This is a genomic window from Erythrobacter sp. (assembly GCF_011765465.1).
Lineage (GTDB): Bacteria > Pseudomonadota > Alphaproteobacteria > Sphingomonadales > Sphingomonadaceae > Erythrobacter.
This window is the reverse complement of sequence record NZ_CP050265.1, coordinates 845856-869221: the sequence shown is the minus strand read 5'-3', so window position 1 is coordinate 869221 and position 23366 is coordinate 845856. Positions and strand designations below refer to the sequence as shown.

At 67.7% G+C, this 23366-nt stretch carries 21 protein-coding genes and 1 pseudogene; 7 read left to right on the top strand and 15 right to left on the bottom strand.

What is annotated here, in order from left to right; all coding sequences use genetic code 11:
* Positions 1-21: 21 nt before the first annotated feature.
* Positions 22-657 (bottom strand): class I SAM-dependent methyltransferase, encoded by a 636-nt coding sequence (locus G9473_RS04215; protein WP_291136314.1) that lies wholly within the window; start codon positions 655-657, stop codon positions 22-24.
* 155 nt (positions 658-812) lie between these two features.
* Between G9473_RS04215 and G9473_RS04210 the strand changes: the two genes are divergently transcribed.
* Together G9473_RS04210 and G9473_RS04205 are read left to right on the top strand one after the other, a co-directional pair.
* Entirely contained in the window at positions 813-1829 is a 1017-nt protein-coding gene (locus tag G9473_RS04210) for a phosphoribosylglycinamide synthetase (protein WP_291136313.1), read from the top strand.
* Between the two features lie 89 nt (positions 1830-1918).
* Positions 1919-2215, top strand: coding sequence for a hypothetical protein (locus tag G9473_RS04205; protein WP_291136311.1), 297 nt, complete (start codon positions 1919-1921; stop codon positions 2213-2215).
* Here G9473_RS04205 and G9473_RS04200 read toward each other — a convergent pair.
* A complete protein-coding gene (locus G9473_RS04200) occupies positions 2212-2946 on the bottom strand; it encodes an SDR family NAD(P)-dependent oxidoreductase (RefSeq protein ID WP_291136309.1) in 735 nt (244 codons plus the stop codon). The two genes, G9473_RS04205 and G9473_RS04200, sit on opposite strands and share 4 nt — an antisense overlap.
* Before the next feature lie 272 nt (positions 2947-3218).
* Here G9473_RS04200 and G9473_RS04195 point away from each other — a divergent pair, with 272 nt between their 5' ends.
* From G9473_RS04195 to zapE, 3 genes and pseudogenes are all read left to right on the top strand, one after another.
* Positions 3219-4001 carry a succinate dehydrogenase iron-sulfur subunit gene (locus G9473_RS04195; RefSeq protein WP_291136307.1) on the top strand — a complete coding sequence of 261 codons (783 nt, stop codon included), beginning with the start codon at positions 3219-3221 and terminating at the stop codon, positions 3999-4001.
* Between the two features lie 79 nt (positions 4002-4080).
* Positions 4081-4515: a PaaI family thioesterase gene (locus G9473_RS04190; protein WP_291138219.1), complete on the top strand. Its 435-nt coding sequence runs from the start codon at positions 4081-4083 to the stop codon at positions 4513-4515.
* A pseudogene (gene zapE / locus G9473_RS04185) lies at positions 4515-5632 on the top strand (cell division protein ZapE). Before G9473_RS04190 ends, zapE begins: the two are co-directional and overlap by 1 nt.
* Here zapE and G9473_RS04180 read toward each other — a convergent pair.
* The 13 genes from G9473_RS04180 to G9473_RS04120 all read right to left on the bottom strand — a co-directional run bounded on the left by G9473_RS04180 (position 5629) and on the right by G9473_RS04120 (position 21870).
* Positions 5629-6555 carry a crotonase/enoyl-CoA hydratase family protein gene (locus G9473_RS04180; RefSeq protein WP_291136305.1) on the bottom strand — a complete coding sequence of 309 codons (927 nt, stop codon included), beginning with the start codon at positions 6553-6555 and terminating at the stop codon, positions 5629-5631. The pseudogene zapE and the gene G9473_RS04180 sit on opposite strands and share 4 nt — an antisense overlap.
* A gap of 205 nt (positions 6556-6760) precedes the next feature.
* Entirely contained in the window at positions 6761-8659 is a 1899-nt protein-coding gene (locus G9473_RS04175; RefSeq protein WP_291136303.1) for an XrtA/PEP-CTERM system amidotransferase, read from the bottom strand.
* Between the two features lie 11 nt (positions 8660-8670).
* Positions 8671-9681, bottom strand: a complete 1011-nt coding sequence (gene xrtA / locus G9473_RS04170; RefSeq protein ID WP_291136301.1) for an exosortase A — start codon at positions 9679-9681, stop codon at positions 8671-8673.
* Positions 9671-10897, bottom strand: a complete 1227-nt coding sequence (locus G9473_RS04165) for a TIGR03087 family PEP-CTERM/XrtA system glycosyltransferase (protein WP_291136299.1) — start codon at positions 10895-10897, stop codon at positions 9671-9673. The genes xrtA and G9473_RS04165 overlap by 11 nt, the downstream gene beginning before the upstream one ends.
* 18 nt (positions 10898-10915) lie before the next feature.
* Positions 10916-11983, bottom strand: a complete 1068-nt coding sequence (locus G9473_RS04160) for a FemAB family XrtA/PEP-CTERM system-associated protein (protein ID WP_291136297.1) — start codon at positions 11981-11983, stop codon at positions 10916-10918.
* Positions 11980-12867: an XrtA system polysaccharide deacetylase gene (locus tag G9473_RS04155; protein WP_291138217.1), complete on the bottom strand. Its 888-nt coding sequence runs from the start codon at positions 12865-12867 to the stop codon at positions 11980-11982. The genes G9473_RS04160 and G9473_RS04155 overlap by 4 nt, the downstream gene beginning before the upstream one ends.
* Positions 12868-12893: 26 nt before the next feature.
* Entirely contained in the window at positions 12894-14042 is a 1149-nt protein-coding gene (locus G9473_RS04150; protein WP_291136295.1) for an XrtA/PEP-CTERM system-associated ATPase, read from the bottom strand.
* Between the two features lie 15 nt (positions 14043-14057).
* Positions 14058-15677, bottom strand: coding sequence for a preprotein translocase subunit YajC (locus G9473_RS04145; RefSeq protein WP_291136293.1), 1620 nt, complete (start codon positions 15675-15677; stop codon positions 14058-14060).
* A 4-nt stretch (positions 15678-15681) separates the two neighbouring features.
* Positions 15682-16656, bottom strand: coding sequence for an AAA family ATPase (locus tag G9473_RS04140; protein ID WP_291136291.1), 975 nt, complete (start codon positions 16654-16656; stop codon positions 15682-15684).
* Positions 16657-16666: 10 nt separating this feature from the next.
* The gene (locus tag G9473_RS04135) at positions 16667-18190 is read right to left on the bottom strand and encodes an XrtA system polysaccharide chain length determinant (RefSeq protein ID WP_291136289.1); all 1524 of its coding nucleotides are present in this window, start codon (positions 18188-18190) and stop codon (positions 16667-16669) included.
* A gap of 15 nt (positions 18191-18205) precedes the next feature.
* Positions 18206-18871 (bottom strand): XrtA/PEP-CTERM system exopolysaccharide export protein, encoded by a 666-nt coding sequence (locus G9473_RS04130; RefSeq protein ID WP_291136287.1) that lies wholly within the window; start codon positions 18869-18871, stop codon positions 18206-18208.
* A 204-nt stretch (positions 18872-19075) separates the two neighbouring features.
* On the bottom strand, positions 19076-20302 hold the full coding sequence (locus G9473_RS04125) for a pyridoxal-dependent decarboxylase, exosortase A system-associated (protein ID WP_291136285.1): 1227 nt from the start codon (positions 20300-20302) through the stop codon (positions 19076-19078).
* Positions 20299-21870, bottom strand: coding sequence for an acyl-CoA ligase (AMP-forming), exosortase A system-associated (locus G9473_RS04120; protein ID WP_291136283.1), 1572 nt, complete (start codon positions 21868-21870; stop codon positions 20299-20301). The genes G9473_RS04125 and G9473_RS04120 overlap by 4 nt, the downstream gene beginning before the upstream one ends.
* A gap of 58 nt (positions 21871-21928) precedes the next feature.
* Between G9473_RS04120 and G9473_RS04115 the strand changes: the two genes are divergently transcribed.
* Both G9473_RS04115 and G9473_RS04110 read left to right on the top strand, forming a co-directional pair.
* Complete coding sequence (locus G9473_RS04115; RefSeq protein ID WP_291136281.1) at positions 21929-22951, top strand: GNAT family N-acetyltransferase; 1023 nt, start codon at positions 21929-21931, stop codon at positions 22949-22951.
* Positions 22952-23085: 134 nt separating this feature from the next.
* Positions 23086-23352, top strand: coding sequence for an acyl carrier protein (locus tag G9473_RS04110; RefSeq protein WP_291138215.1), 267 nt, complete (start codon positions 23086-23088; stop codon positions 23350-23352).
* Positions 23353-23366 lie beyond the last annotated feature (14 nt).

Genomic DNA, 23366 nt, shown 5'->3' with positions numbered 1-23366 from the left:
GCCGGGCGGTGGGGCTTGCCCTCACCCGCCCGGCTTGATCGCAGCGCCCCATTCCATCCACCCGGCGAATTTCGGTGCCTGGGGCGTGTAACCCTGCCCGATCGGAGCGACATGGAATCCCGCACCGCGAAACGCGCTTCCGATCGGGCGTGTCAGGTGGCAGCCGCCGGCCATGCGCTTCCACACGGGCTCGATCCGGTCCTGCCATTTCGCCACGCCCGCATCGGGCGCGCGGCCGTGTTCGAGGAACAGCGCCTGCCCGCCGGGGCGGAGGATGCGCCCCAGTTCGGCAAGCACCTGCGCGGGGTCGTCGACCGAACACAGGGTGAAAGTGCACACCACCGTGTCGAAGGAGGCATCGGCAAAGGGGATCGCCTCGCCCCGCCCCTGCCGGATGTCGGCGCTCCAGCCCTTCTCCCGCGCCGCCTCGCGCGCACCGTCAAGCAGCTTCTCATGCGGGTCGATCCCGGCATAGGAGGTGATCGCGGACGCGTCGTAGAACTCGTGATTTATCCCGCCCCCGCAGCCGAGTTCGAACACGTCGCCCTTCGCCAGCGGCACGACGCCCGCCCGGCGCTTCATCACCTGTCCTTGCGAACAGGCGCAGGTGATGAGACGCGGCATCACGTGGCGATCGTACCATTGCCCCAGTCCCATCGCTCCGTCTCCTCTTGCCCCGCTGCCAGTCTTCCCCAATCCGACCCGCCTGCCAAGCGCTTTCGCAACCGCACGCGGCCGACGATTTGTGTGGCGGAGCGGAGCGCGAGACTGTAATCAGCGCCGCCAGTTTTCCCTCTTCCACGGACGTACCGATGACCCAATCCATCGCTCCCTTGCGCATTTCCCCCGAAGACAAGGCGCGCGTGCGCCTGCTCTACATGGCCAAGCACGCCAAGTGGGGCGGCGGGATGCACCCGGAGGACGGGAACCACGCGATTTACCATCACGAGGTGCGCCAGACGCTCGAGGGGCTGGATCTGAACCTGCAGCTGGGCGACAGCTACGACATCCTCTTCACGCGGCCCGAGGTCGATTTCGTGTTCCCGCTGCTCAATCGCGGCGGCTTCGTGAATTCGGAGATGATGGTGCCCCTGCTGTGCAATATGCAGCGCATCCCCTATCTCGGCGCGATGCCCTTCCTGCGCGGGCTGGGCGACGACAAGTCGGTCTCCAAGCTGGTCGCTCGCCATGCGGGCGTGCCGACCGCAGACTGGTTCTGCTACCGCCGGGGCGCCCCGGTGGAAGAGGCGAACCTGCCCGCGAGCCCCGCGGGTCGCTGGGTGATCAAGCCCAACGCCTCTTCGGCAAGCTGGGGCATTTCCGACGCGTTCGACTTCACCGGCGTCGCCAATGCAGTCGCCGATATCCACGGCCAGGGGCACGATGCGATCGTCGAGCCCTATCTCGACGGCTACGACATCCAGTGCGCCTTCATCACGCTCAACGATCAGCCGACGGCCCTGCCGATGCTGTGGTACGAGCGCGAGGACACGCAGCGGTTGTGGACCTATTACGAGAAGCGCGATCTCGTCCAGAACACGGAGAAAGCCGCGCTCAAGGCCTTCGACCATGCCGATTTCGCTGCGAAGATCGAGGAGATGGCCAAGGCTCTCGCGCGCGAATTCGTGCCGTTCGACTATGGCCGGATCGAATTCAGACTCGACCTCGAGACAGGCGACATCAATTTCATCGAGATCAACCTGAACTGCAACCTGTGGTCGGAAAAGGTCATGGCCAAGGCCGCCGCGCACGCAGGTTTCAGCCATGCCGACCTTCTCGAGACGCTGCTCGCCGAAAGCTGGCGCCGCAACGGGCTGATCGCGGGCTGAGCGATCGTCTGCGGGGCGGCACGCCGCGCTGTTCATCGAAGCTAAAGCCAATCGGTGAGAGTAATCCCGCAGGCCGGAAAGGACACGACATGAACGCCGCCTCGATCGGTTCGGCACTCTCCTTGCGCGGGCTGCGCCGCGCCTTTGCCGCGGGAGCGCTCGCGCTTCTCGCAGTGCCGCTTGTTGCGATGCAGTTCACCGGCGAGGTCGACTGGGGACCGGGCGATTTTCTCGTCGCTGCTGCCCTGCTCGCCGCGCTGTGGGCCGGGGTCGAGCTCGCCCTGCGCGCGTTCGCCCGTCCCGCTGGACGGATCGCGGGCATTGCGCTTTCGGCTTTCGGTTTTCTCGCAGTTTGGGCGGAGCTTGCCGTCGTGATATTCGACTAAGCCGGCACTTCGCGCCCGGCATAGTCGAACACCTTGCCGCTGTCCAGCGGCCCCAGCCCGGCGAGCACGCCGAGCAGCTTGCCCGCCGCCTCGCCCGGCGCGGTCAGCTGGCCATCGGGCAGGTTCTTCTGGAACGGCTCGGACAGCGCCGTATCGACCGTGCCGGGGTGGAGGCCGACCACCACGCCCCCGGAATGCGTGCGGCCCATCTCGATCGCGTAGTTCTTCAGCAGCATATTGAGCGCCGCTTTCGAGGCGCGGTAGGAATGCCACCCTCCGATCCCGTTATCCGAAATCGAGCCGACCCGCGCGCTCAATGCAGCGAAGACGAAGGGCTCCCTGCGCGGCATCAGCCGCAGGCAGTGCTTGGCGACAAGCGCGGGGCCGATCGTGTTCACCGCGAAAACTTCGGCCATGCTCGCCGCCTCGACATGGCGGTAGCTGCGCTCCGGCCCGGTCCCGTCCGCCAGCGTCAGCACCCCGCTCGCGACTATGACCCATTCAGGCGGCTCGTCCTTCATCGCCTCGGCGGCGGATGCGATGCTGCCCTCGTCGGTGAGGTCGAAGGCGAAAGGACGGAAGGGTCCGCCCGAAGGCTCATCGCCGCCGCGCGATCCCGCGTAGATCGTCTCGCAGCCGTGTTCGGCGAGCCCCTCGCACAGCGCGCGGCCAATCCCGCCCGAACATCCCCACACCGCCGCGCGGCGCGGCCAATTTCCTACCTCGGTCATGTCAGCTAAAGCGCGGGAAGGCGAGAGCGGTTCCAAGGAGATTGCAACATAAATCAACCCCGCCCCCCTGTCCGTCCGCTCGCCAAATCCATCAGAAAACCCATTCTTTTCAACCGGCTGGGAGGCGAACATAAAAGTGACAGGGTGTAACTTTTGTCCGCCTTATTGAAGCGCGGACAAGCTTCGTGCCAAACGACGCAACACCTGCCGCCTTGCCTCGTCCACTCGAGCCGTTAGATAGGGCGCACGTTCAAACCGGGATCACGACCACCATGGCGACTTTCACCCTTCCGAAGAATTCCAAGATCAAGAAGCAGGGCCGCGTCCACAAGGCTGACGGCGCGAAGCGGGTGAAGAGCTTCAAGGTCTATCGCTACGATCCCGACAGCGGAGAGAACCCGCGCTACGACACGTTCGAGATCGACCTCGACCAGTGCGGGCCGATGGTCCTCGACGCCCTGTTCAAGATCAAGAACGAGATCGACCCGACGCTGACCTTCCGCCGCTCCTGCCGCGAAGGGATCTGCGGATCGTGCTCGATGAACATGAACGGCAAGAACGGCCTCGCCTGCACCACCGCGATCGAGGACCTGAAGGGCGAGATCCGCATCACCCCGCTGCCGCACATGGACGTGATCAAGGACCTCGTGCCCGATTTCACGCATTTCTACGCGCAATACGCCTCGATCAAGCCGTGGCTGCAAACCGTCAGCCCGACGCCTTCGGGCAAGGAGCGGCTGCAGTCGCCCGAACAGCGCGAAAAGCTCGACGGGCTCTACGAGTGCATCCTGTGCGCGTGCTGTTCGACCGCCTGCCCGTCCTACTGGTGGAACTCGGACAAGTTCCTCGGCCCCGCGATCCTGCTGCAGGCATACCGCTGGCTCGCCGACAGCCGCGACGAGATGACGGGCGAGCGGCTCGATGCGCTGGAGGACCCCTTCCGGCTCTATCGCTGCCACACGATCATGAACTGCGCGAATGTCTGCCCCAAGGGTCTTTCGCCGGCCAAGGCGATCGCAGAGACCAAGAAGATGATGGCCGAGCGCGAGCTCTGACCTTCCGCATGGCTGGGAGGGAATTGCCGGGAGGAGACGGGTCGTGAACGATGCCGGTCCCCCGTTCGACTATCGCGCCATCCCACCGGAGGAGGCGGGCGGCGAGGACGGCTGGTACAGCTGGAACCTCGTCGATCGGACGCGCTACAACACCGCGGTGCTGGGCGATATGCACGTGCGCCGCGAAGGCGACCAGTGCCGCCTGCGGATGTTTCCCGAGCGCCGCCACACCAATCTCGGTGACAATATCCACGGCGCGGCGACGCTGGGCCTGATCGACATCGCCCTGTTCGCCACCATGCACCTTGTCGGACACGGCGATGCCGGGCCGTCGGTGACGGTCGAATTGTCAACGCAATTCGTCGGCGCAGGCGATCCCGAAAGGCCGCTCGACGCCGTGACCGAAATCGTGCGCGAGACCGGGCGGATGCTGTTCCTGCGCGGGCAGGCTGTCCAGGGAGACGACGTGGTGGCGAGCTATTCGGGCATCGTGCGCAAGATGAAACCGCGCTGATGGCGGGCCTGCTCGCGCGCTATGAAGATCTGATCGCAAGCGGCGAACTGCGCGCCGACCCGGACCAGCGCGCGGCGGCTGAGCGGCTCGACCGGTTGCAACGCGAACTCGAGCAAGCTCAGCCTTCCCCGGCCTTTTCGGCAAGCTCTTCGCCAAGCAACCGAAGCGTCCCGAAGGCGTATATATGTGGGGCGGTGTCGGGCGCGGCAAGTCGATGCTGATGGACCTCTTCCACCAGACGCTCGGAATAGCGCAGAAGCGCCGCGTGCATTTCCACGCCTTCATGCAGGACGTCCACGAGACGATGCGCGAGGTCCGCCAGCTCCGCGAAGGCGACCCCATCCCGCGCGTTGCCGAGCGCCTGGCGGAAGGGGTGCGCTGTCTCGCTTTCGACGAGATGGTGGTGAACAATTCCGCCGATGCGATGATCATGAGCCGGCTGTTCACCCAGCTCATCCGGGAACGCGGCGTCACCATCGTCACCACCTCGAACCGCCCGCCGACCGATCTCTACAAGGACGGCCTCAACCGCGAGCATTTCCTGCCCTTCATCGACCTCATTGAGGGCGAGCTCGACGTCCTGCCCCTGAACGGGCCGACCGATTACCGGCTCGACCGGATCGGCGGGCTGGCAACCTGGCATACGCCATTGGGCGACGAGGCAACGGAGAAGGTGCGCGAGGCGTTCTTTCGCCTGACCGATTTCGCGCCCGAGGATGCCGCGCACGTGCCGAGCGAGGACCTGCCCGTCGGCGCCAAGCGAACGGTCCACGTGCCCAAGAGCCTCAAGGGTGTCGGGGTGTTCAGTTTCCAGCGGCTGTGCGGAGCGGCGCGGGGCGCGCGCGACTACCTCGCCATCGCGCGCGCTTTCCACACGGTCATCATCGTCGGCATCCCGCGCATGGGCCCCGAGAACCGCAACGAGGCCGCGCGCTTCGTCACGCTGATCGATGCGCTCTACGAAAACCGGGTGAAGCTTTTCGCCACCGCCTCTGCGCTGCCCGAAGACCTCTATCCCTCTGGCGACGGCGCGTTCGAATTCGAGCGCACCGTCAGCCGGCTGAACGAGATGCAGAGCGACGACTACATGGCGCTCGGCCATGGAGAGGAAGGTTAAGCGGCCGCGATCCGTTCCGCGAGGCGCGCTTGCGCCGCGACAAGGCGGTTCATCACCTTGAGATCGGTCTCAGTAAGCTGCAGCGCGGTGTCGGCCCACATCTCGGTGATGCGGTTGAGTTCGGCGACATCGAGCTTCCAGACCTCCTTGATTGCCCGCCGCGAACCCACGAGGCCGGCATGGCGACGGTCCGATTTCTTGAGGAAATCGCGCACCGCGCCCACCCCATCCCCCGGCTCGGCGAGCGCGTGGACGATGCCCATCTCGTACATTTCCTCGGCCGTGTAGGTCCGGTTCGAGACGATGATCCGGTCGGCCATCGCGCTCCCCAGCTTGCGCGCGAGCAAGGCGTGCGCGCCCATGCCGGGATAGAGGCCGAACATGATCTCGGGCAGGCCGAAAGTCGCCTGGCGCTCGGCGATGATGTAGTCGAAGGAAAGGAGCGCCTCGAACCCGCCGCCGAGCGCCGCGCCCTGCACCAGCCCCACGGTCAGCATCGGGATCCCGAGCGTGTTGATGTTCCGGTCGAGGATCGCGCAGCAGCGGTGGCCGTAGCGCACCAGCCCGTCGCGGTCCTGGTCGCGGATGAGCCGCTGGAACAGTTCGAGATCGCCGCCGAAGCAGAACACGTCGCGCGCGCGGCTGCCGAGGATGAGATAGCGCAGCGGCACCTTGCCCGGCCCGAAGCCCTCCCCGATCAGTTCCTGCCAGCTCTCGAAATCGCGCAACATTGCGGGTGTGAAACTGGGGCGCCCCTCCGGGTTCATGAAAGTCCAGAGCGCGGCCGCGCGATCGTCGTAGAGGACGTCGAGTTCGCCCAGTCCGAAAAGCTCCTGCGGGATCGCCGCGTGAAGCGCGCTTTCGGCGAGAAGCTCTTCGTCCTCACCGGTCAAGGGGACCGCGCTGGTGGCACTGCTGTCCATGGTTCCGTTCTCCGACACGCCCCGTCTGTTCCCGGCAGGGTGCCCGCCGGATCGGCTTCACGGCCCTTTGGCTCTGTTGCGCTGAATCTAAGCGAGGCAGGAGTCGCTTGGCAATCAAATATTTACCAAGTCACATTTGCGAGTCCCGAAATGGGGCGGGCGTTGCCCAAAGGACTCACATTCTTGCCGAAGAAACCCGTTCGTTTCAGCCGGAAATGCCGAGTCTTGTCAGCGACTTCTCGAGCATGAGCAATTGCCACAGGAGCCTCGAATTGTCGGCGCGCCCGGCAATATGCGCCTCGGCGAGCCGCGCGAGTGCGCTACCGTCGAAGAAGCCGCTTTCGGCGATCACCGGGCTTGCCGCGATCGCCCGCGCTTCACCGGCGAGCGGCCCGCGCAGCCATTCGGCGATCGGCGTGACGAAGCCCTGCTTGGGCCGATAAAGTATGTCGGAGGGCAGGTAGCGTTCCATGCAGCGCTTGAGCAGGTATTTGCCCGTCCCACGCCGCACGCGCATTCTTTCGGGCAGGCGCGCGGCGAATTCGACGAGCCGGTGATCGAGCAGCGGCTCGCGCGCCTCGAGGCTGACAGCCATGCTGGTGCGGTCGATCTTGGTCAGGATGTCGCCCGGCAGCCAGAAGGCGAGATCGGCGTATTGCGCCCGGTCGAGCCCGCTTCGCGCCGGGGCCGTGCGCATAAGGTCCACGACTTCGTCTTCGGCTCGGAAGCCCGCAAGATCGCGCGCGAGTTCTGGCGAATAAAGCGCAGCGCGCTGCTCCGCCGTGGTCGCCGACAGGCCGCGCGAATAGCCTTCCTCGCCGCTCGCCGCGAGAGCCAGCAGTGTCGCCTTGGCCCGCAGGGGGCGCGGAGCCCAGTCCGCCTTGGGCCAGGCCCGCCCGAGCCCACCGAACAGGGGCGCGCGCAGGCCCGCCGGAAGGAGCGAACGCACGCGCTCCTCTTGGCGGTGAAAGACCTGCCGGCGATAGCCCGCGAACGCCTCGTCCGCCCCGTCGCCAGACAGCGCAACCGTCACCTGCTCGCGCGCAAGGCGGCAGACGTGCCATGTTGGAAGCGCCGAGGCATCGGCGAAAGGCTCGTCAAACATCGCCGCGAGCTCGTCCACCGCCGCAAAATCGCCGTGCCCGACGCGGCGAGCGGTGTGATCGGTCCCGAAGCGCTGCGCCACCACTTCGGCATGGCTCGTTTCATCGAGGCTCTCGACATCGAAGCCGATCGAGCAGGTTCGCACGGGCGCGGCGCTCGCCTCGCTCATCAGCGCCACGACGCTGGAGCTGTCGACCCCGCCCGAGAGGAAGGCGCCGAGCGGGACATCGGCGACCATGCGCGACTGCACCGCCTCCCGCATGAGGTGGAGGAGCTCGGCCGAAAGGTCCGCTTCGCTCCCGTGCGCGCGCTGCGAAAAATCGATGTCCCACCACCGGCGCGGCTCGGGCAGCGGCTTGCCGTGCTCGGCCCACAGGAAATGCCCCGCGGGCAGCTTGCGCGTTCCGGCAAGGATCGCGTGGCTGTCGGGCACGTAGCCCCAGGCAAGGTAGGCATCGAGCGCCTTGGGATCGACCCGCCGCCGCAGCAGCGGATGGGCGAGCAGGCCCTTGAGCTCGGAGGCGAAAGCGAGGCTACCGTCGGAAAGCCGAGCGAGGAAAAGCGGCTTCACCCCGAACCGGTCGCGGGCGAGCAGCAGCGCACGCCTGTCGAGGTCGTAGAGCGCGAAGGCGAACATCCCGTCGAGCCGCTCGAGGCAATCCAACCCCCAGCGCTGATAAGCGGCGAGGATCACCTCGGTATCGCCGGAAGTCCGGAACCGCGCGCCCGCCGCTTCGAGTTCTCGGCGCAATTGCCGGAAATTGTAGATCTCGCCGTTGAACACGATGACGCAGCGCCCGTCGGTCGAATGCATCGGCTGGGGCGAGCCTTCGAGGTCGATCACCGACAGGCGGCGGTGGCCGAGCCCGACGCCCGGCGCGGTCCACACGCCTGCCCCGTCTGGTCCGCGATGGACCAGCGCCTCGCACATCCGCTCGACCCGCGCGGGATCGACCGGTTTGGGCGTTTCGGCATGGAAGATTCCGGCAATCCCGCACATGGGCGCTGGGGCTAGCCCAACGGGGCGAGCGCGACAATCGCGGCGAGGAGCGAGAGGCCGAGAATGGCGGCGAAGACCCCGCGCCGCTGCCCTTCTCCCCTTTCAAAGCGGGTTAGGACCGGCGATCCTTCGAGCTGCGCCAAGCCCCAGCTATGCTCTTCCGGCTCGCGCTCGAAGAACGGCCAGGCGGCGGCAAGCAGGCCGGCGGTGACAAGCGCGAAGAACACCCAGCCATAGACGATGTGATCGAAGCCCTCGGCGGCCTCGATGCCGAAGCTGCGCGCGACCATGATCGTCCCCCACGCCCGCACCCCGTTGGCGAGGATCGGGACGACGATGCAGGCCCCCAGGAGCATCGCGCGCCGCCGCCACGAGGCGAAGCGGGTGAAGCCGACCAGCACGCCGAGAGCGAGGGTGGCGGCGAGGAACTTCACGCCCGAACAGGCTTCTGCGACGATGAAGAGGGCAAAGGGTGTCAGGATATGGAGCCCGTCGAGCTCGGCCGGGATGCCGCTCATGCGGGTGAGCGCAGCGGCGATTTCGGCGGTGACGACCTGAAGCGCGGGAATGAGCTCGTCGCCAAAGGGCACGAGAAACACCGCGAAGCCCAATGGCAGGGCGAGCAGCGCGGCAATCCGCGGGCCGAGCAGTGCGACCGCCGCGCCCTGCAGCGCCCCGACCGCCCCCGCATGGGCGATGAGGTTGATCCCGCTCGCGCGCCCTGTACCCCACAGCGCGAGCGCCGCGCCGACCAGCATCACGCCCGGCCACCACGCACGAGGCTCGACCTCGGCGAGCGCCTCACGCTTCAGTCCGACCAGCCAGGCGAGGATGAAGGGCACGATGAGGATGTGATTATAGGTGTCGATGTTCCACCACTGGTGCAGCATCTCGCCCCATTCGCGCGCGCTCACGCAGGCAAGCGCCGCGGCAGCGAGGCCGAGCCGAGTCAGTGCAGCCCGCCAACCGCCCTCGAGCGTGCGGCGATCGGCGCCTGTGAAGGTGACGGCCTCAGGCGGCATCGCGCGCCTTTCCGGCATATCGACCGACAAGCGCATCCAGCGGTGCGAGCATCGCCTCCCAACCGTGGTGATCGATCACGAAGCGCCGCGCCGCCTGCCCCATCGCCGCCGCGCGGGGGGCATCGGCGATGAGGTCGCAGGCCGCCCCGGCCATGGCCTCGCCGTCGAGCGCGCTCACCAGCCAGTGTTCGCCGGAGCGGGCCGCAATACCGGTCGCAGCCTGGGGCGAAAGCAGGACGGGCCGCGCCATCGCCATCGCTTCGAGCACCTTGTTCTGCACTCCGCGCGCAATTTCGAGCGGGACGATGACGCAGTCGGCGGCGGCAAGGAAGGGACGGATGTCGGGTACCTCGCCCCAAACGCTCACGCCTTCGCATTCGCCCAGCGCCTCCACAGCGCGGGTCGGGCTGCGACCGACGACGTGGAGTTCGGCCTTCGGCAAGGCCCGGCGCAGGCGCGGGAGGAACGCGCGCGCGGCAAAACTCGCGGCCTTTTCGTTGGGCGGGTAATCCATCTGCCCGGTGAAGACGATATGCGGCCCCTCGCGCGCGACGATACCCAGGTGTGCAGCGCAGGCGGCGGGATCGAAGCGGGCAGCGTCAATCCCGTTGCCGATCACCCGAACCTTGTCCGCCACCGGCGCGGGCAGCCGGGCGCGCAGCAGGTTTGCCTCCGGCTCGCTGATTAGGATCGTCGCATCGGCGCGCGCAGCGAGCCGTTCCTCTTCGCACGCAAGCAGGCGCGCTTCGCGGCGGTTGAGCCAGACGCGCTGGCCGGCCTCGGCGTAATTCGCGAACTTGGCGCTGTCGACATCGCACAGGTCGATCACCACGCGCCCTGCGAAATCGTCCGGCACGTATTGCCCCATCTGGCCCGAGAAGACGACGATCGTGTCGATCTTCCGCTCGGCAATCGTGCGCCGCACCCAGTTGTCGAGCGCGGCGGAATGAAAGGCGGTAAGGCTGACGGGCTTGCCGGAAAGCACCGCCTCGACCCCGGCAAGGGCGAGCGGTTTGGCGCGCGTAGGCGCGAAATGGCTTGCCGCCAGCGCCGCGAGTGCGCCCTCGCCCGCGCGGTCGGCGGCGCTTTCGGTAAGCGTGCCGACATGGACCGGGGCGAGCTGCGCGAGCTTGCGCAGCAGGTGGTGCGAGCGGATCTTGTCCCCGCGGTCGGGCGGGAACGGCACGCGGTGCGCAAGGAACAGGATGTCGCCCATGCGGCCCTCCGCCAAGGCTCAGGCGAGCCCGCGCGCGATCGGCGGACCGATGAGGTTGGCGAGCGGTAGCGGAAGCTTCTTCCACAGCTCGATCCGGCGCGAATAGGCCGCGCTGGTCGGGTCGATGTCGCGGGGGCGGCGGCCCGGCGCGCTCCATTCGCCATAGGTCAGCGGCTGCGGCGTGAAGCCCCAGTTCTTCTTGAACTTCCACGGCCCGCTGCCGGTCTTGGAGCGCCCGAAATCGAACCGCTCCATGCCGCGCTTGCGGGCGTGCAGCATGAGCTCGTAGTACATCAGCTCGTTCGCCCGAGCCCCTCGCGCGGCCTGCGTGCCGCCGCCCCAGAAGGGCATGACCGCACCGTCGTGATAGAAGGAAAGGACGCTCGCGATCGGCGCACCGTCTGCGAAGACGGTGAGGATGTCGGCCTCATCCGGAAAGGCGGCGAGCATCGCGGCGAAGAGCTTTTTCGGGAAGACGGGCGTGCCGAGATTTCGCACGCTTTGCGAATAGACCGCATAATGCGCGGCCAGGTCGTCTCGCCCGCGCCCGACGCGTACCGGGAGCTGGTTCGCGAGCCCCTTGCGCACCTCGGCGCGGGCCTTGCGCGGGATGGCGAGGAGTTCCGCCTCGTCGTCGGCGGCAAGCGCCCGTTCGAACCCGCAATGCCGGTCGTCCCATTGCCGCCAGCCTTCGCGGGGGGGAATGGGCGTCCCGCGCAGTTCGACACTGGCGAAGCCGCGCGTTTCGGCAGCGCGCTCGGCCGCGGCGGCGAGCGCATCCACCGCCGCCTCGCTTTCCGCGCAGATCCCGCCGCCGACGCCGAAGCCGCTCGAGACGAGCGCCTTGCCGAACAGGGCCGAGCGCACTTCGGTGAGCGGGAGCCAGCCTGTGATCGTTCCCATGCGCTGAGCGAAGAAGCCGCCCGCGCGCTGGCCCGTCCCCGCTTCGACCCCGAGCAGCCAGGCCGGACGGTGGAACAGGCTCGCGCCGCGTTCGCGCACGAAAGCCTCGATCCGGCGCACCTCGCCGGGATCGTGCAGGTCGACCGCGCGCACGGTCTCGGACAGGCGAACGGGCGCGTTCATGCGGCCTGCCTTGCGGGCGGGGATGCCACCGGCCAGTCTTCCGCCCGCAGCACCTCGCGCTCCGCCACCGCATCGACCCTCCCCCAGGCGAAATCGCCCAGCAGGCGGCGCAGCTTGCCCGCCATCGCCTCGAGCCCGGTGTAATGCCTCAGGCGCGAGCGCAGCGGGGCGTTGCCCACGCGCGGCTGGCCGGGATCGATCTCCCAGGGGTGGAAATAGAACATCGCCGGGCGTTCATCGACGCGGTTGACCTGCCGGATCGCCCAGCGTGAAAAGCCATAGGGCAGGACGCGGAAGAACCCGCCTCCGCCCGCCGCGACCCGCCGGCGGCCGAGCATGGCGGTGGTCACCGGCAGCTCGACGAGGTCGGAGCCCGCAACCGGACGAAAGGCGAAGCGCGGCGCTTCGGGCCAACCGTAATGGTCGTGCACCACCGGCGCGACGCTGGAGGAATAAGCATAGCCCTGCGCCGCCAGTTCCTCAAAGGCCCATGGATTGCGCGCATCGATCGAAAAGCTCGGCGCGCGGTAGCCCTTCACAGCCACGCCCGCAGCATCCTCGATGATGCGGCGCGCCCTTGCGATGTCCTCGGCGAAGGCGCGGCGCGAAAGGGTGAAGACGCGCGCGTGGTCATAGCCGTGGCTGGCAATCTCGTGTCCCGCATCGATGATGCGCCGCATCAGCGCCGGTTGCCGCTCCGCCACCCAGCCCAGCGTGAAGAATGTCGCGTGGACCCCGGCTGCGGCGAACAGGTCGATAAGGAAGTCGACATTGCCCTCGACCCGGCTCGCGATCCCGTCCCACTCGCCGCGCCCGATCACGCGCTCGAACGCGCCGACCTGGAACCACTCCTCGACATCGACCGACAGGCCGTTGGCAGGCATGGGCGAGGCGAGCGCGGCGGACACGGTCAGGCCGCCTCCCGCGCGGCGTCGTCCTCGAACCATTCGATCAGCATTGTCAGCACGTGGCGCAGCGACTGCTCCTGCTCCTCGAGCCGCGCTTCGAGCTTGCGGATCGTTTCGGCAATCTCCGGGTCGAGCGCGCGCGGAGCATCATCCCCGCCGGTCGAAGCCCCGGCAGCCTGCAATTCGAGGATCGCCGCTTCGAGCTCGGCAGTGCGGGCATCGCGCTGCGCAAGAAGCGCGGCGACCTCTTCCGGAGGGACCGAGCCCGCTTCCTGCGGCTCGGCGGGCTGAGCGTGCGAGCGCGCAGGCTTCGGCGCTTCGGCCTGCGATCCTTCGGCTTCATCGCCCGCCATCTCCTCGACCACGGCTTCGAGCATGGCGGGAGTGAGCGCTTCCTCTTCCTCGATCGCGCCGAGCAGCAGGAGGCGGTTCATCAGCCGGTTAACCCGCCGCGGGATTCCCTCGGAGGCGATGTAGAGTTTCTCCACCAGCCCCTCGCCCAGCGCCGGGCGGGCGTCCCATCCGACCTGCATGAGGCGGTGCGTGACATAGGCTTCGATCTCGTCCTCGCCCAGCGGCGCGAGGTGATGCGAGGCGATGATCCGCTGGCGCAGCTGATCTAGCCCGGGGTGATGGGCAAGCGTGCGGCGGAATTCGGGCTGGCCGAGCAGCAGGCTCTGCAGCAGCGGATGCGAGCCGAGCTGGAAATTCGACAGCATCCGCAGTTCCTCGAGCGCTTCGAGCGCGAGGTTCTGGCATTCGTCGACCACCAGCAGGCAGCGCCGCCCGGCGCGCGCCTCGTCCTGCAGAAAGCGCTCGATCGCGCCGAGCGCGGCGGCCTTGTCATGCCCTTCGACCGCAAGGCCGAAAGCTTGTGCGACAACGTGAACGATCTCCTCTCCGTCGAGCGACGAGGTGACCACCTGCGCGACGGTGAGCGCCTCGGGGTCGATCCGTTCCATGAGGTGCGCGACCAGCGTGGACTTGCCCGCGCCGACTTCGCCGGTGATGACGATGAAGCCTTCGCCCTGGCCAAGACCATAGCCGAGATAGCTCATCGCCTTCTTGTGCGTGACGCTCTCGAACCAGAACTGCGGGTCCGGCGTGAGCTGGAAGGGGCGGGCGCTGAAGCCGTAGAATTCCTCGTACATAAGCGTGGCTCCGGGTCAGAAATCGTAGCGCAGGCCGAGCAGCGCCGTGGCGAAGGCGAAGTCCTCGGCGGTGAACTCGCTGTCGAAATAATCGACCGACAGCGCGGCACGGGCGGACAGGCGCTGGGTCAGCGAGCGGTTATAGGAGGCCGAAGCGCCGAAGGCGGTCACATCGCCCCCGTCGGTCGCGCTTTCGAACCAGTTGACATAGGCATTGGCGGTGACGATCGCGCGCTGGCCCACCTGTCGCGAGAGCGCGCCGGTGATGTAATAGCTTTCGTCCGTCAGGCCGTCCGCCGCTTCGAGCGGCGTTCCGGCCGCAGCGATGAAGGTGCGCCGGTCGTATCCCGCGCCGATCGCGGCATTGAGCCTGCCGATGGTGCGCTGGTAGCTCGCCCGCACACCCCGGCCGCGGAAAGCCGCCGAGCGGACCGAGCCGAGCGCGCCGATCGTGCCGAGACCTTCGCCGCCGCTCACGAGGCCGCCGAAATCGCCGGTGACGGGATTGCGGAAAGCGGTGAAGTCGCTCGACAGGCCGGCGAGCGCGTTGTTCAGCACCCCGCCGAAGCCGCTCACCCCGTCATAAGCGACAATGGCCAGCGCGCTGCGGGTATTCGGACGATAGGTGAAGTTTCCGTAGTAAGTCGTTGAGTCGTAACGCTCTCCGACCCGCGCTTCAAGCGAGGTGCGCGAACTCGGGCGCCACAGAACGCCGACGTCCCAAAGCAGGCCGTCTACATCGAATGCGATAAGCCGCGGGCTTGCCGTGTCGGTCACGAGCCGCCCGTCCGCTCCGATCACCGGATCGCCGTTCGCATCGCGCAGCGCGTCGCGGCTGGAAATTTCCACGTCCTCGTAACCCACGCCGCCCACCAGCGCGAGCGAGGGGGTAAGCGGCACGGTGACATCGGCGCGCACGAAGGCATCGCGCACGCGCTGGTCGAGATTGGAGATCTCCTCCTGAAAGATCCCGCCCGTCACTGCGAGCCCGACCGGAAGCGGTTCGCCCGAGCGGGTCGAGGCGGTCACGCGGCCGTTATAGGTCACGCTGTCGTCGAACACGTCGATGGCATTGCCAGCGTTGTCGAACACCGCGTTCTCGGTCTCGAAACGGTTGTAGCCGACCCGCGCGAAGCCGTTGATGGCGACCGCTCCGACATTGGTGGCGAGCGTCGGCCCGGCATAGATCGAATAGATCTGGCTTTCCGCGTCCTCGCGCACCAGCGGGTTGCTGGAGACGCCCCCGCCGCCGTCAACCCGCGTGCGGCTCGCGAGCCCGCCCGCCTCGAACGTCAGCGCGCGCGGGACGAGCGAAAGATAGCCGCGCGCGACCCCGCTCAGCGTTTCGGTGTCGACCTGGTCGTCGCCCCAGGCTATGTTGCGTTCGTAGCGCAGGGATACCGAGACGCCCGAATTGCGGCCCTGCCGGTTGGCATCGACCCCAGCGGCGACCTGAGTGAATGTGAGTACGTCGTCGCCCGGCGACAGCTCGGCCGAAAGGACCTGGCCGACTTCGATATAGGGCCGCACGAAAGTGCGCCCGTCGGCCGTGTCCTGGCGGTTGTCCTGGGCATGGGCCGGGGCAGCGGCGGCCAGGCCGGTAAGGACAGAAAGGGCGAGAAGCATCGGGCGCATGAGCCTAGTCCCTCGCTTTCCCGTAATCGCCGAAGCGTCGGCCTGAAGGGCTGTAGCGCGCGGCGTTGAGCAGCAGCTTGATGTCCGGGCAGGCCGAAAGCAGCTGGCGTGCATCTTCGAGCGCGGCGCGGCTGGTTTCATCGGCGCGCACCACCAGCAGCGCCTGTCCGACATGGCGCGCGAGCTCGGCCGCGGGCGAGGCGGCGAGCGCGGGGGGCGTGTCGAAGATGAGGATGCGATTGGGCGCGCCGCGGGTCAGGCGGTCGAGCACTTCGCCGGTCCGCGCGCTCGCGAGATATTCGGAATCGCGCGAAGTGGCGCTGCCTGAAGGGAGGACGAAGAGCCCTTCGATATCGGTGCGGATCACGCAGCTTTCGGGACGGATCGCGGGATCGGCGAGCACGTCCAAGAGCCCCGGCCCGCCCTCGATCCCGAACCGCTGGGTGACAGACGGCTTGACCGTGTCGGCATCGACCAGCACGACCTCGATGTCACGGGTCGCGGCCATGGCAATGGCGAGATTGGCCGCGCAATAGGTCTTGCCCTCGCCCGGATGAGGCGAGCACACGAGGATCCGCCGCGCCAGCGGATCGTCCGCCCCGCGCGCTTCGGCAAGCAGCTCGCGCTTGACGATACGAAATTCCTCGAGCTGGCCGGTCACCGGTTCCTCGGGAACGATGAGACCTTCGTCGCGCAGCCGCTCGCGGTCGACCGACTGGCGCGGGCCGGCGAGCGCAACCGCAGGTTCGACGCGCGGCGGTGGCGCGGCCGGGCCGAGGTCGCCCGCAGGGGCCCGTGCGGGCTGCTCGGGTGGTGCAGGGTCGGCAACGGGTCGCCGCGGCTCCGGCAGGTCGCGCGGAACCGCGAACGGGCCGAGCCGGTCGGTCCCGAAGACATCCCCCGCCCGCTCGATCAGCGAGCGCCGCTTGCGGCCCTCAGGCTCGCCCGAAGGAGGCGTGATCCTGCGATGTTCGGTCATCCGCTCCTCCTCACGCCACCGTCCCGACCGAGACGACCTCGATCGCGAGCAGGATCACGAATATCGCGCCGAGCCCCGCGCAGGCGCCGGCGAATTGCTTGAGCCTGCGTCGTTCCAGCGCCTTCGCGGCATCCGAAAGGGTCAGCGAGATCGCGCCCACCACCGGCAGGTCGAAAGCACGTTCGAGCTTCTGCGGCGTGGCGAAGCCCGAGCGCAGCTGGCCGAGCGCCCAGGCCACCCCCGCGCCCGCGCCGAGACCGACGACCAGCACGCCCAGCAGCAGCACGGGGCGATTGGGCGCGGCGGGCTTCTGGGGCACGACCGGCGGGTCGATCAGGTCGAACTTGTACTGGCTCGTCTCGTCCACCACGTCGCCGCGGGTGCGGATTTCCTCGCGGTTCTGGAGAAGATCCTCATAATTCTTGCGCAGCACGTCGTAGTCGCGGCTGATGCGGTTCGCCTCGGCCGCGATCGCCGGCTCGCTGGCCTGGCTCGCCATCAGCCCGGCGAGAGTCGATTGCAGCGCCGCGCGGCGCGCCTGGAGCGATTCGACCGCCGCCTGCCGGTCTGCACGGATCGCGATGAGCGAGGTATAGGCCGGGTTCGGCGTGCCGCCCGCGTCCTCGGCCCCGCTCGCAGCCGCCGCCCTGGCGAGGAGATCTACCTGGCGCTTCGTCGCCACCACGTCGGGATGTTCGTCGGTCAGCCCGCGCGAGCGCAATTCGGCGAGCTGCGCCTGCGCCTGCATCAGCGCCCCGCGCGGCCCCGTCGCCGCTCCGGGCGTGACGATGGTGCGCGGCGTGCCGGAGATCTGCCCTTCGATCGCGGCCAGCGCACTCTGCGCGGCGGCGAGATCGGCCTCGACGTCGCGCAATTCGGTGCGCGCCTGCTGGACCTTGCTCGACAGAGTCTGCGAGCCGCCGATGAGTTCGGGATACTGCGCCTCGAAGGACAGGCGGCGCTCCTCCGCCGCCTCGAGTTCGGCCTTGCGTTCCTCGAGCTGGGAATCGAGTTCGGCCAGCGCCTGGTCGATCCCCGCCCGGTTGCCAGCAATGTGTTCCTCGCGGAAGATGTCGAGCAGCTTCTGCACGACATTGCGCGCCAGCACCGCGTTCTCGGCGTCGGAAAGGTCGCTCTTGCCGACCGTCGCGGTGATAGCGAAGAGGTTGTCCTCCTCGCTCTGCACAGCGACCCGTTTCGACAGGTCGGCAATCGCGTTGTCCATCTCGCCCCGGGTCGAAATCCCTTCGCCGAGCCGCGTGCCTTTGATTACCCGTTCGAGATTCACATTGCTGGCGAGCGTCTGGCGCACCCGCATGATTTCCTCGCGACCGTCGCCCGCGATGCCGAGCTGTTCGGACAGGACATCCTCGACATCGACGTAGATCCGCGCCTTGGATTCGTAGGAATTGGGAATCAGCGCAACGACGAGCCAGCCCAGCAGACACACCCCCCAGGCAACCGCGATCGCGATCCAGCGCCGGTGCCAGACCGACCACAGCGCCGCGCGCACCTCGTCGAAAAGTTCGTCCATTCGCCCGGCGCCCCGTTAGAAGCGGCTCTCCGGAATGATGATCGTATCGCCCGGCCGCAGCATCACATTGGCGCTCGCATCGCCGCGCTTGAGCAGGTCGGCGAGGCGCAGGCGGTATTCCTTCTGCGTGCCGCTTTCGCGGTCGAGCCGGATCAGCTTGGCGCGGTTGCCGCTGGCGAATTCGCCGAGGCCCCCGACGGCGATCATCGCATCGAGCACGGTCATGTTGGCCTGGTAGGGAAGCGAAGCGGGCTGTTCGGTCGAGCCGACGACGCGCACCCGCTGGTCGTAGGTTCCGCCGGGCGTGTTGACGATCACCGAAACGATCGGCTGCTCGATATACTGGGCGAGTTCGCCCGCGATGTAATCCTGTAGTTCGGTCGCGGTCTTGCCGACCGCCGGGATGTCCTGCACCAGCGGGATGGTCAGCCGCCCGTCGGGGCGGACCTTGACCTTCTCCGCGCTCAATTCCGGGTTGCGCCAGACGTGGATGGTGATGTCGTCGAGCGGGCCGATGCGGTATTCCTCCGAAGGCTGTTCGGCCGCGGCGGTGTAGGTCGCGGGCGGCAGTTCCGGGCCGGTCCCGGCGCAAGCGGCGAGGGCCAGCGACACGCCGATGAGGCCGATGGGCCGCGCGAGCCGAGCCTGGGGCGGAACAGAAAAGAGCGGGTTGGAAAACATCGATACTGGTCCTCGGGCCGTGACTGCGACGGGCCGCACGATCCGTGCAGGAGCGACCTGCACCATCCGGCCCTCGCGAGTTGCACTGCTGCGTGTGCCCGAAAATGGTGAACAGAATGTTAGGAATAAGCCCGCAATTGCGGGCCTATCCCGCCTTGGGACAGGGATCTGCGGCAGGTTAACGCGCGGCTGTCGGGCGGTGCGTCAGACCACCAGTTCGCGTGCCGGACCGTGGCCGAGGAAGGCGCTCGGCGAAGCGGTCGCGCCATACGCCCCGGCGCAGAACACCGCGACGATGTCGCCGACATCCGCGCGCGGCATCATCGCCTGGTCGGCGAGCCGGTCGAGCGGGGTGCAAAGGCAGCCGACGATGTTGACCTCCTCCACCGGTTCCTCGCCATAGCGGGTTGCGATGGCCGAAGGGTAATTGCGCCGCACCACGGTCCCGAAATTGCCAGAGGCGGCAAGCTGGTGGTGGAGTCCGCCATCGGTGACGAGATAGGTCACGCCGTGACTCTCCTTGCGGTCGATGACGCGGCACAGGTAGACCCCCGCCTCGCCCGCGAGATAGCGCCCGAGTTCAAGGCAGAGTTCGGTTTCGGCGAGCACCGGCGGCAGGTGCGCGACCCGCTCCGCGAGCGCCGCGCCCACGGCGACGAGGTCGAGCGGTTCGTCGCCGGGGAAATAGGGTATGCCGAAACCGCCGCCCATGTTGAGCTTGGGCAGACCGTGGCCGATCTCCTCGGCAAGTTCCGCAGCCAGTTTCAAGACGTTGCCCTGCGTTTCTGCGATGGCTTCTGCGCTCAGCGCCTGGCTGCCGGTGAAGATATGGAGGCCGCGCCATTCGGCTCCTTCGCCGATGACGTTGCGGGCCAATGCGGGCACTTTCTCCGCATCGACCCCGAACTGCTTGGCCCCGCCGCCCATCTTCATGCCCGAGCCCTTGAGCTCGAAACTGGGATTGACCCGGATCGCGATGCGCGGTGCCTTGCCGAGCCGCTCGCCGATCGCGAGCGACCGCGCCGCCTCGCCGGCGGATTCGCAATTGAGCGTGACCCCGGCGGCGATCGCGGCTTCGAGTTCGTCGTCGCGCTTGCCCGGCCCGGCGAAGCTGATGCGGGCCGGGTCGATGCCCACGCGCTGAAGGATCGCGAGTTCGCCCGAGGAGGCGATGTCGAAACCGTCCACCAGCGGCTCCATGTGGGCGACGACCTCGGCCATGGGGTTGGCCTTGACCGCGTAATTGACCCCGATCCGCTCCGGCAGGGCTTTGCGCAGGTCGGCGACGCGCTTGCTCAGGAGCGCGCGCGAATAGACGAACAGCGGAGTGCCGCCCGCTCCGTCGACCAGCGCGCTCGCCGTGCGGCCGGAAATGGCGAGTTCGCCGTCCAGCGTCTCGTAGCCGGGGGGGATCGGGCCGACGGGCTTCATGCGGCGGTGTCCTTGAGTTCGGCGGCGAGCGCGGTGCGGTCGATCTTGCCATTGGGATTGAGCGGCAGGGCTTCGCGCCAGTGAATGACGGCGGGCTGCATGAAATTGGGCAGCGCAGTCTTGAGCGCCTTGGCGAGCGCATCGGCATCGCCCGGCCCGCGCACGACCAGGTGGACCGCCTGCCCGAGCCGGGGATCCGGCACGCCCAATGCCACCGCCTCGGTTGCAAGGCCGGTCGCGAGCGCGGCCTCCTCCACCTCCTGCGGGGAGATGCGGTTGCCCGCGCTCTTGATCATCGCATCGCGCCTCGCGACGAAATGCAGCAACCCTTCGGAATCGCGTCGAACCCGGTCGCCCGACCACACCGCGGTCCCGCCATAACGCGAGGCGGCAGGCGCTGGCCGGAAGCGTTCGGCGGTTCGCTCGGGGTCCTGCCAGTAACCCTGCGCCACCAGCGGCCCGCAATGGACGAGCTCGCCCTCCTCACCCGGAGCGGCGACTTCGCCGGAATCGCCAATCACCAGAATCTCTGCGAAAGGTATCGCCTTACCCATTGATGTCGGATGTTTTTTGACCAAAGCCGGATCAAGGAAGGTCGACCGGAAAGCCTCGGTCAGTCCATACATCGGATAGAGATCGGCTTGCGGGAAAATCCCCCGGAGCGATTGCACAAGCTCAACCGTCAGCGCGCCCCCGCTGTTGGTCAGGCGTCGCAGCGGGGCGCTTTCCTCCGTCTTCCAGTCGATCTCGGCCAGCTGCACCCACAGCGGCGGGACCGCCGCCAGCGTCGTCACGCCGTGCTTGGCGCAAGCATTTGCCACGTCGCGCGGGAAGAGGAAGTCGAGCGGCACGACACTTCCCCCGGCCAGCCAGGTCGAGAAAAGCTGATTCTGCCCGTAGTCGAAGCTCAATGGCAGCACCGCAAGCGTCACGTCATCATGCGCCAGCTTGAGGTAATGCGCGACCGACACCGCACCGAGCCACATATTCGCATGGCTCAGCATCACCCCCTTGGGCCGCCCGGTCGAACCGCTGGTGTAGAGGATCGCGGCAAGATCGTCCGGGTCGGCATCGGACGGGCCCGGCCCCTCCCCCGCCTCACTCGCAGCCGTCAGGGCGTCGGCTTCCTCGACCGTAACGCATCCTTCAGGCACGTCGCCCGCCTCCAGCGAAGCGAGCCGTGAGCCCGTGCCCACCAGCAACCGCGCCCCGCTGTCGGCGAGGATATGGGCGACCTGCATCCGCTTCAGAAGCGGGTTGATCGGCACGTGGACCAGCCCCGCGCGCGCCGCGGCGAGCGGCATGAGGCAGGCGAGCTCTCCCTTCGCCGCCCATGTCGCCACCCGAGCGCCCTTCTCGGGCACTTCGCGCGCCAGCCAGGCGGCAAGATCGTCAACACGCAAGTTTAACGCATCGTGGCTTAGAACCCCCGAGCGCAAGACGAGCGCCGGGTCCGAACCCCTGCCCCGCTCCGCCGCCAGCACCGCGACATGGTCGATCGGGCGCGGCGCGGGATCGGGCGACGGAGGGGCTTTACCGGCGGTCTCGGGCTGGGAGAGGCTGGACATCGGGCTTTTCCAGAAGGAGCGATGGAGCGTTCGAAGAAGGCGGAGCGGACTGGGTAGAATGATCGTATCGACCTGTCACGATAGCGTTAACGCCCTGCGCGATCTTGCGGGCGCGCACAGTCTTCCCGCGCCCTCGCCCTTCGACCGGGCAGAGTGGTACGAACTGCTCGCCGCGACCGGGCTGGTCCCGCTGATCGCGATCGCCGGCGAGGCCGACACGCGCGCCGCCCTTGCGCTGACCGAAAAGGACGGGCGGATCGCCCCCTTGCGCAACTGGTACAGCTTCACCTGGCGCCAGCTTGCCCCGCCCGGCGAGCGCGGCGACCGCCTGCTGGTCGAGATCGCGCGCCAGCTCAAGGCGAAAGGCCACCGTGTGACGCTCGCACCCGTGCCGGAGGAGGACGGCTCGGCCTCCCGCCTCGCCCGCGCCTTTCGCGCCGCCGGGTGGCGTGTGGAAGTGACCGTGTGCGATCTCAACCACGTGCTGCACGTGCGCGGACGCAGCTTCGCAGAATACTGGGCGGGTCGCCCGGGGCGGATGCGCACCACATTGAAACGCAAGGCGAAGAAGGTCGAAACGCGTGTGCTGACCCATTTCGATCCCGACCTGTGGGCGCATTACGAACGCATCTACGCCGAAAGCTGGAAGCCGGAGGAGGATCAACCTGCGATGCTGCGCGACTTCGCCCAGGCCGAGGGAGCGGCGGGACGGCTACGCTTCGGCATGGCCTGGCACGAAGAGGAGCCGGTCGCGGCGCAATGCTGGACGGTCGAGGCGGGCACGGCCTTCATCCACAAGCTCGCCCATCTCGAAAGCCACCGCCACCTCTCCGCCGGAACGACCTTGACGGCCGCCCTGTTCGAGCACGTCATCGACCGCGACGGGGTCTCCACGGTCGATTTCGGCACGGGCGACCAGCCCTACAAGGCCGACTGGATGGAGGAAGTGCGCCCGCGCTACCAGATCGACTGTCTCGCGATGACACGCCCGCGCGCCTGGATCGATCTTGCCCGCCTCGCCGCGCGCCGCCTGACCGAAGCGCACGTCCCGGAACTTGCGCCCGCGCCGCCTGCTGGCTAAGGCCGCGCACCACGAAGGGGCCGCGCCTTTGCGAATGCTGCGCGCGTCCAGCAAGGGATCCGATCGCAATGAGCACCAATCCGGCCATCAACACCGCCGCAGCCGATGCGGAAGGCAGCCAGACGGGAACGGGAATGGACCGGAATGCCATCGACAGCGAATTGAAGGCGATCATCGCGGACGTGCTCGGCATCGACGCCGCCCAGGCCGCGGCGCTGGGCCCGGAATCCGGCCTGTTCGGCCATCTTCCGGAACTCGATTCCATGGCGGTGGCGGGCCTCCTGACCGAGATGGAGGACCGGCTCGACATCATGATCGACGACGAGGATGTGGACGGCGAAATGCTCGAAACCTATGGCGGATTGCTCGCTTTCGCCGAGGCCAAGCTCGCCAAAGGTTGATCCTTCACCCGACT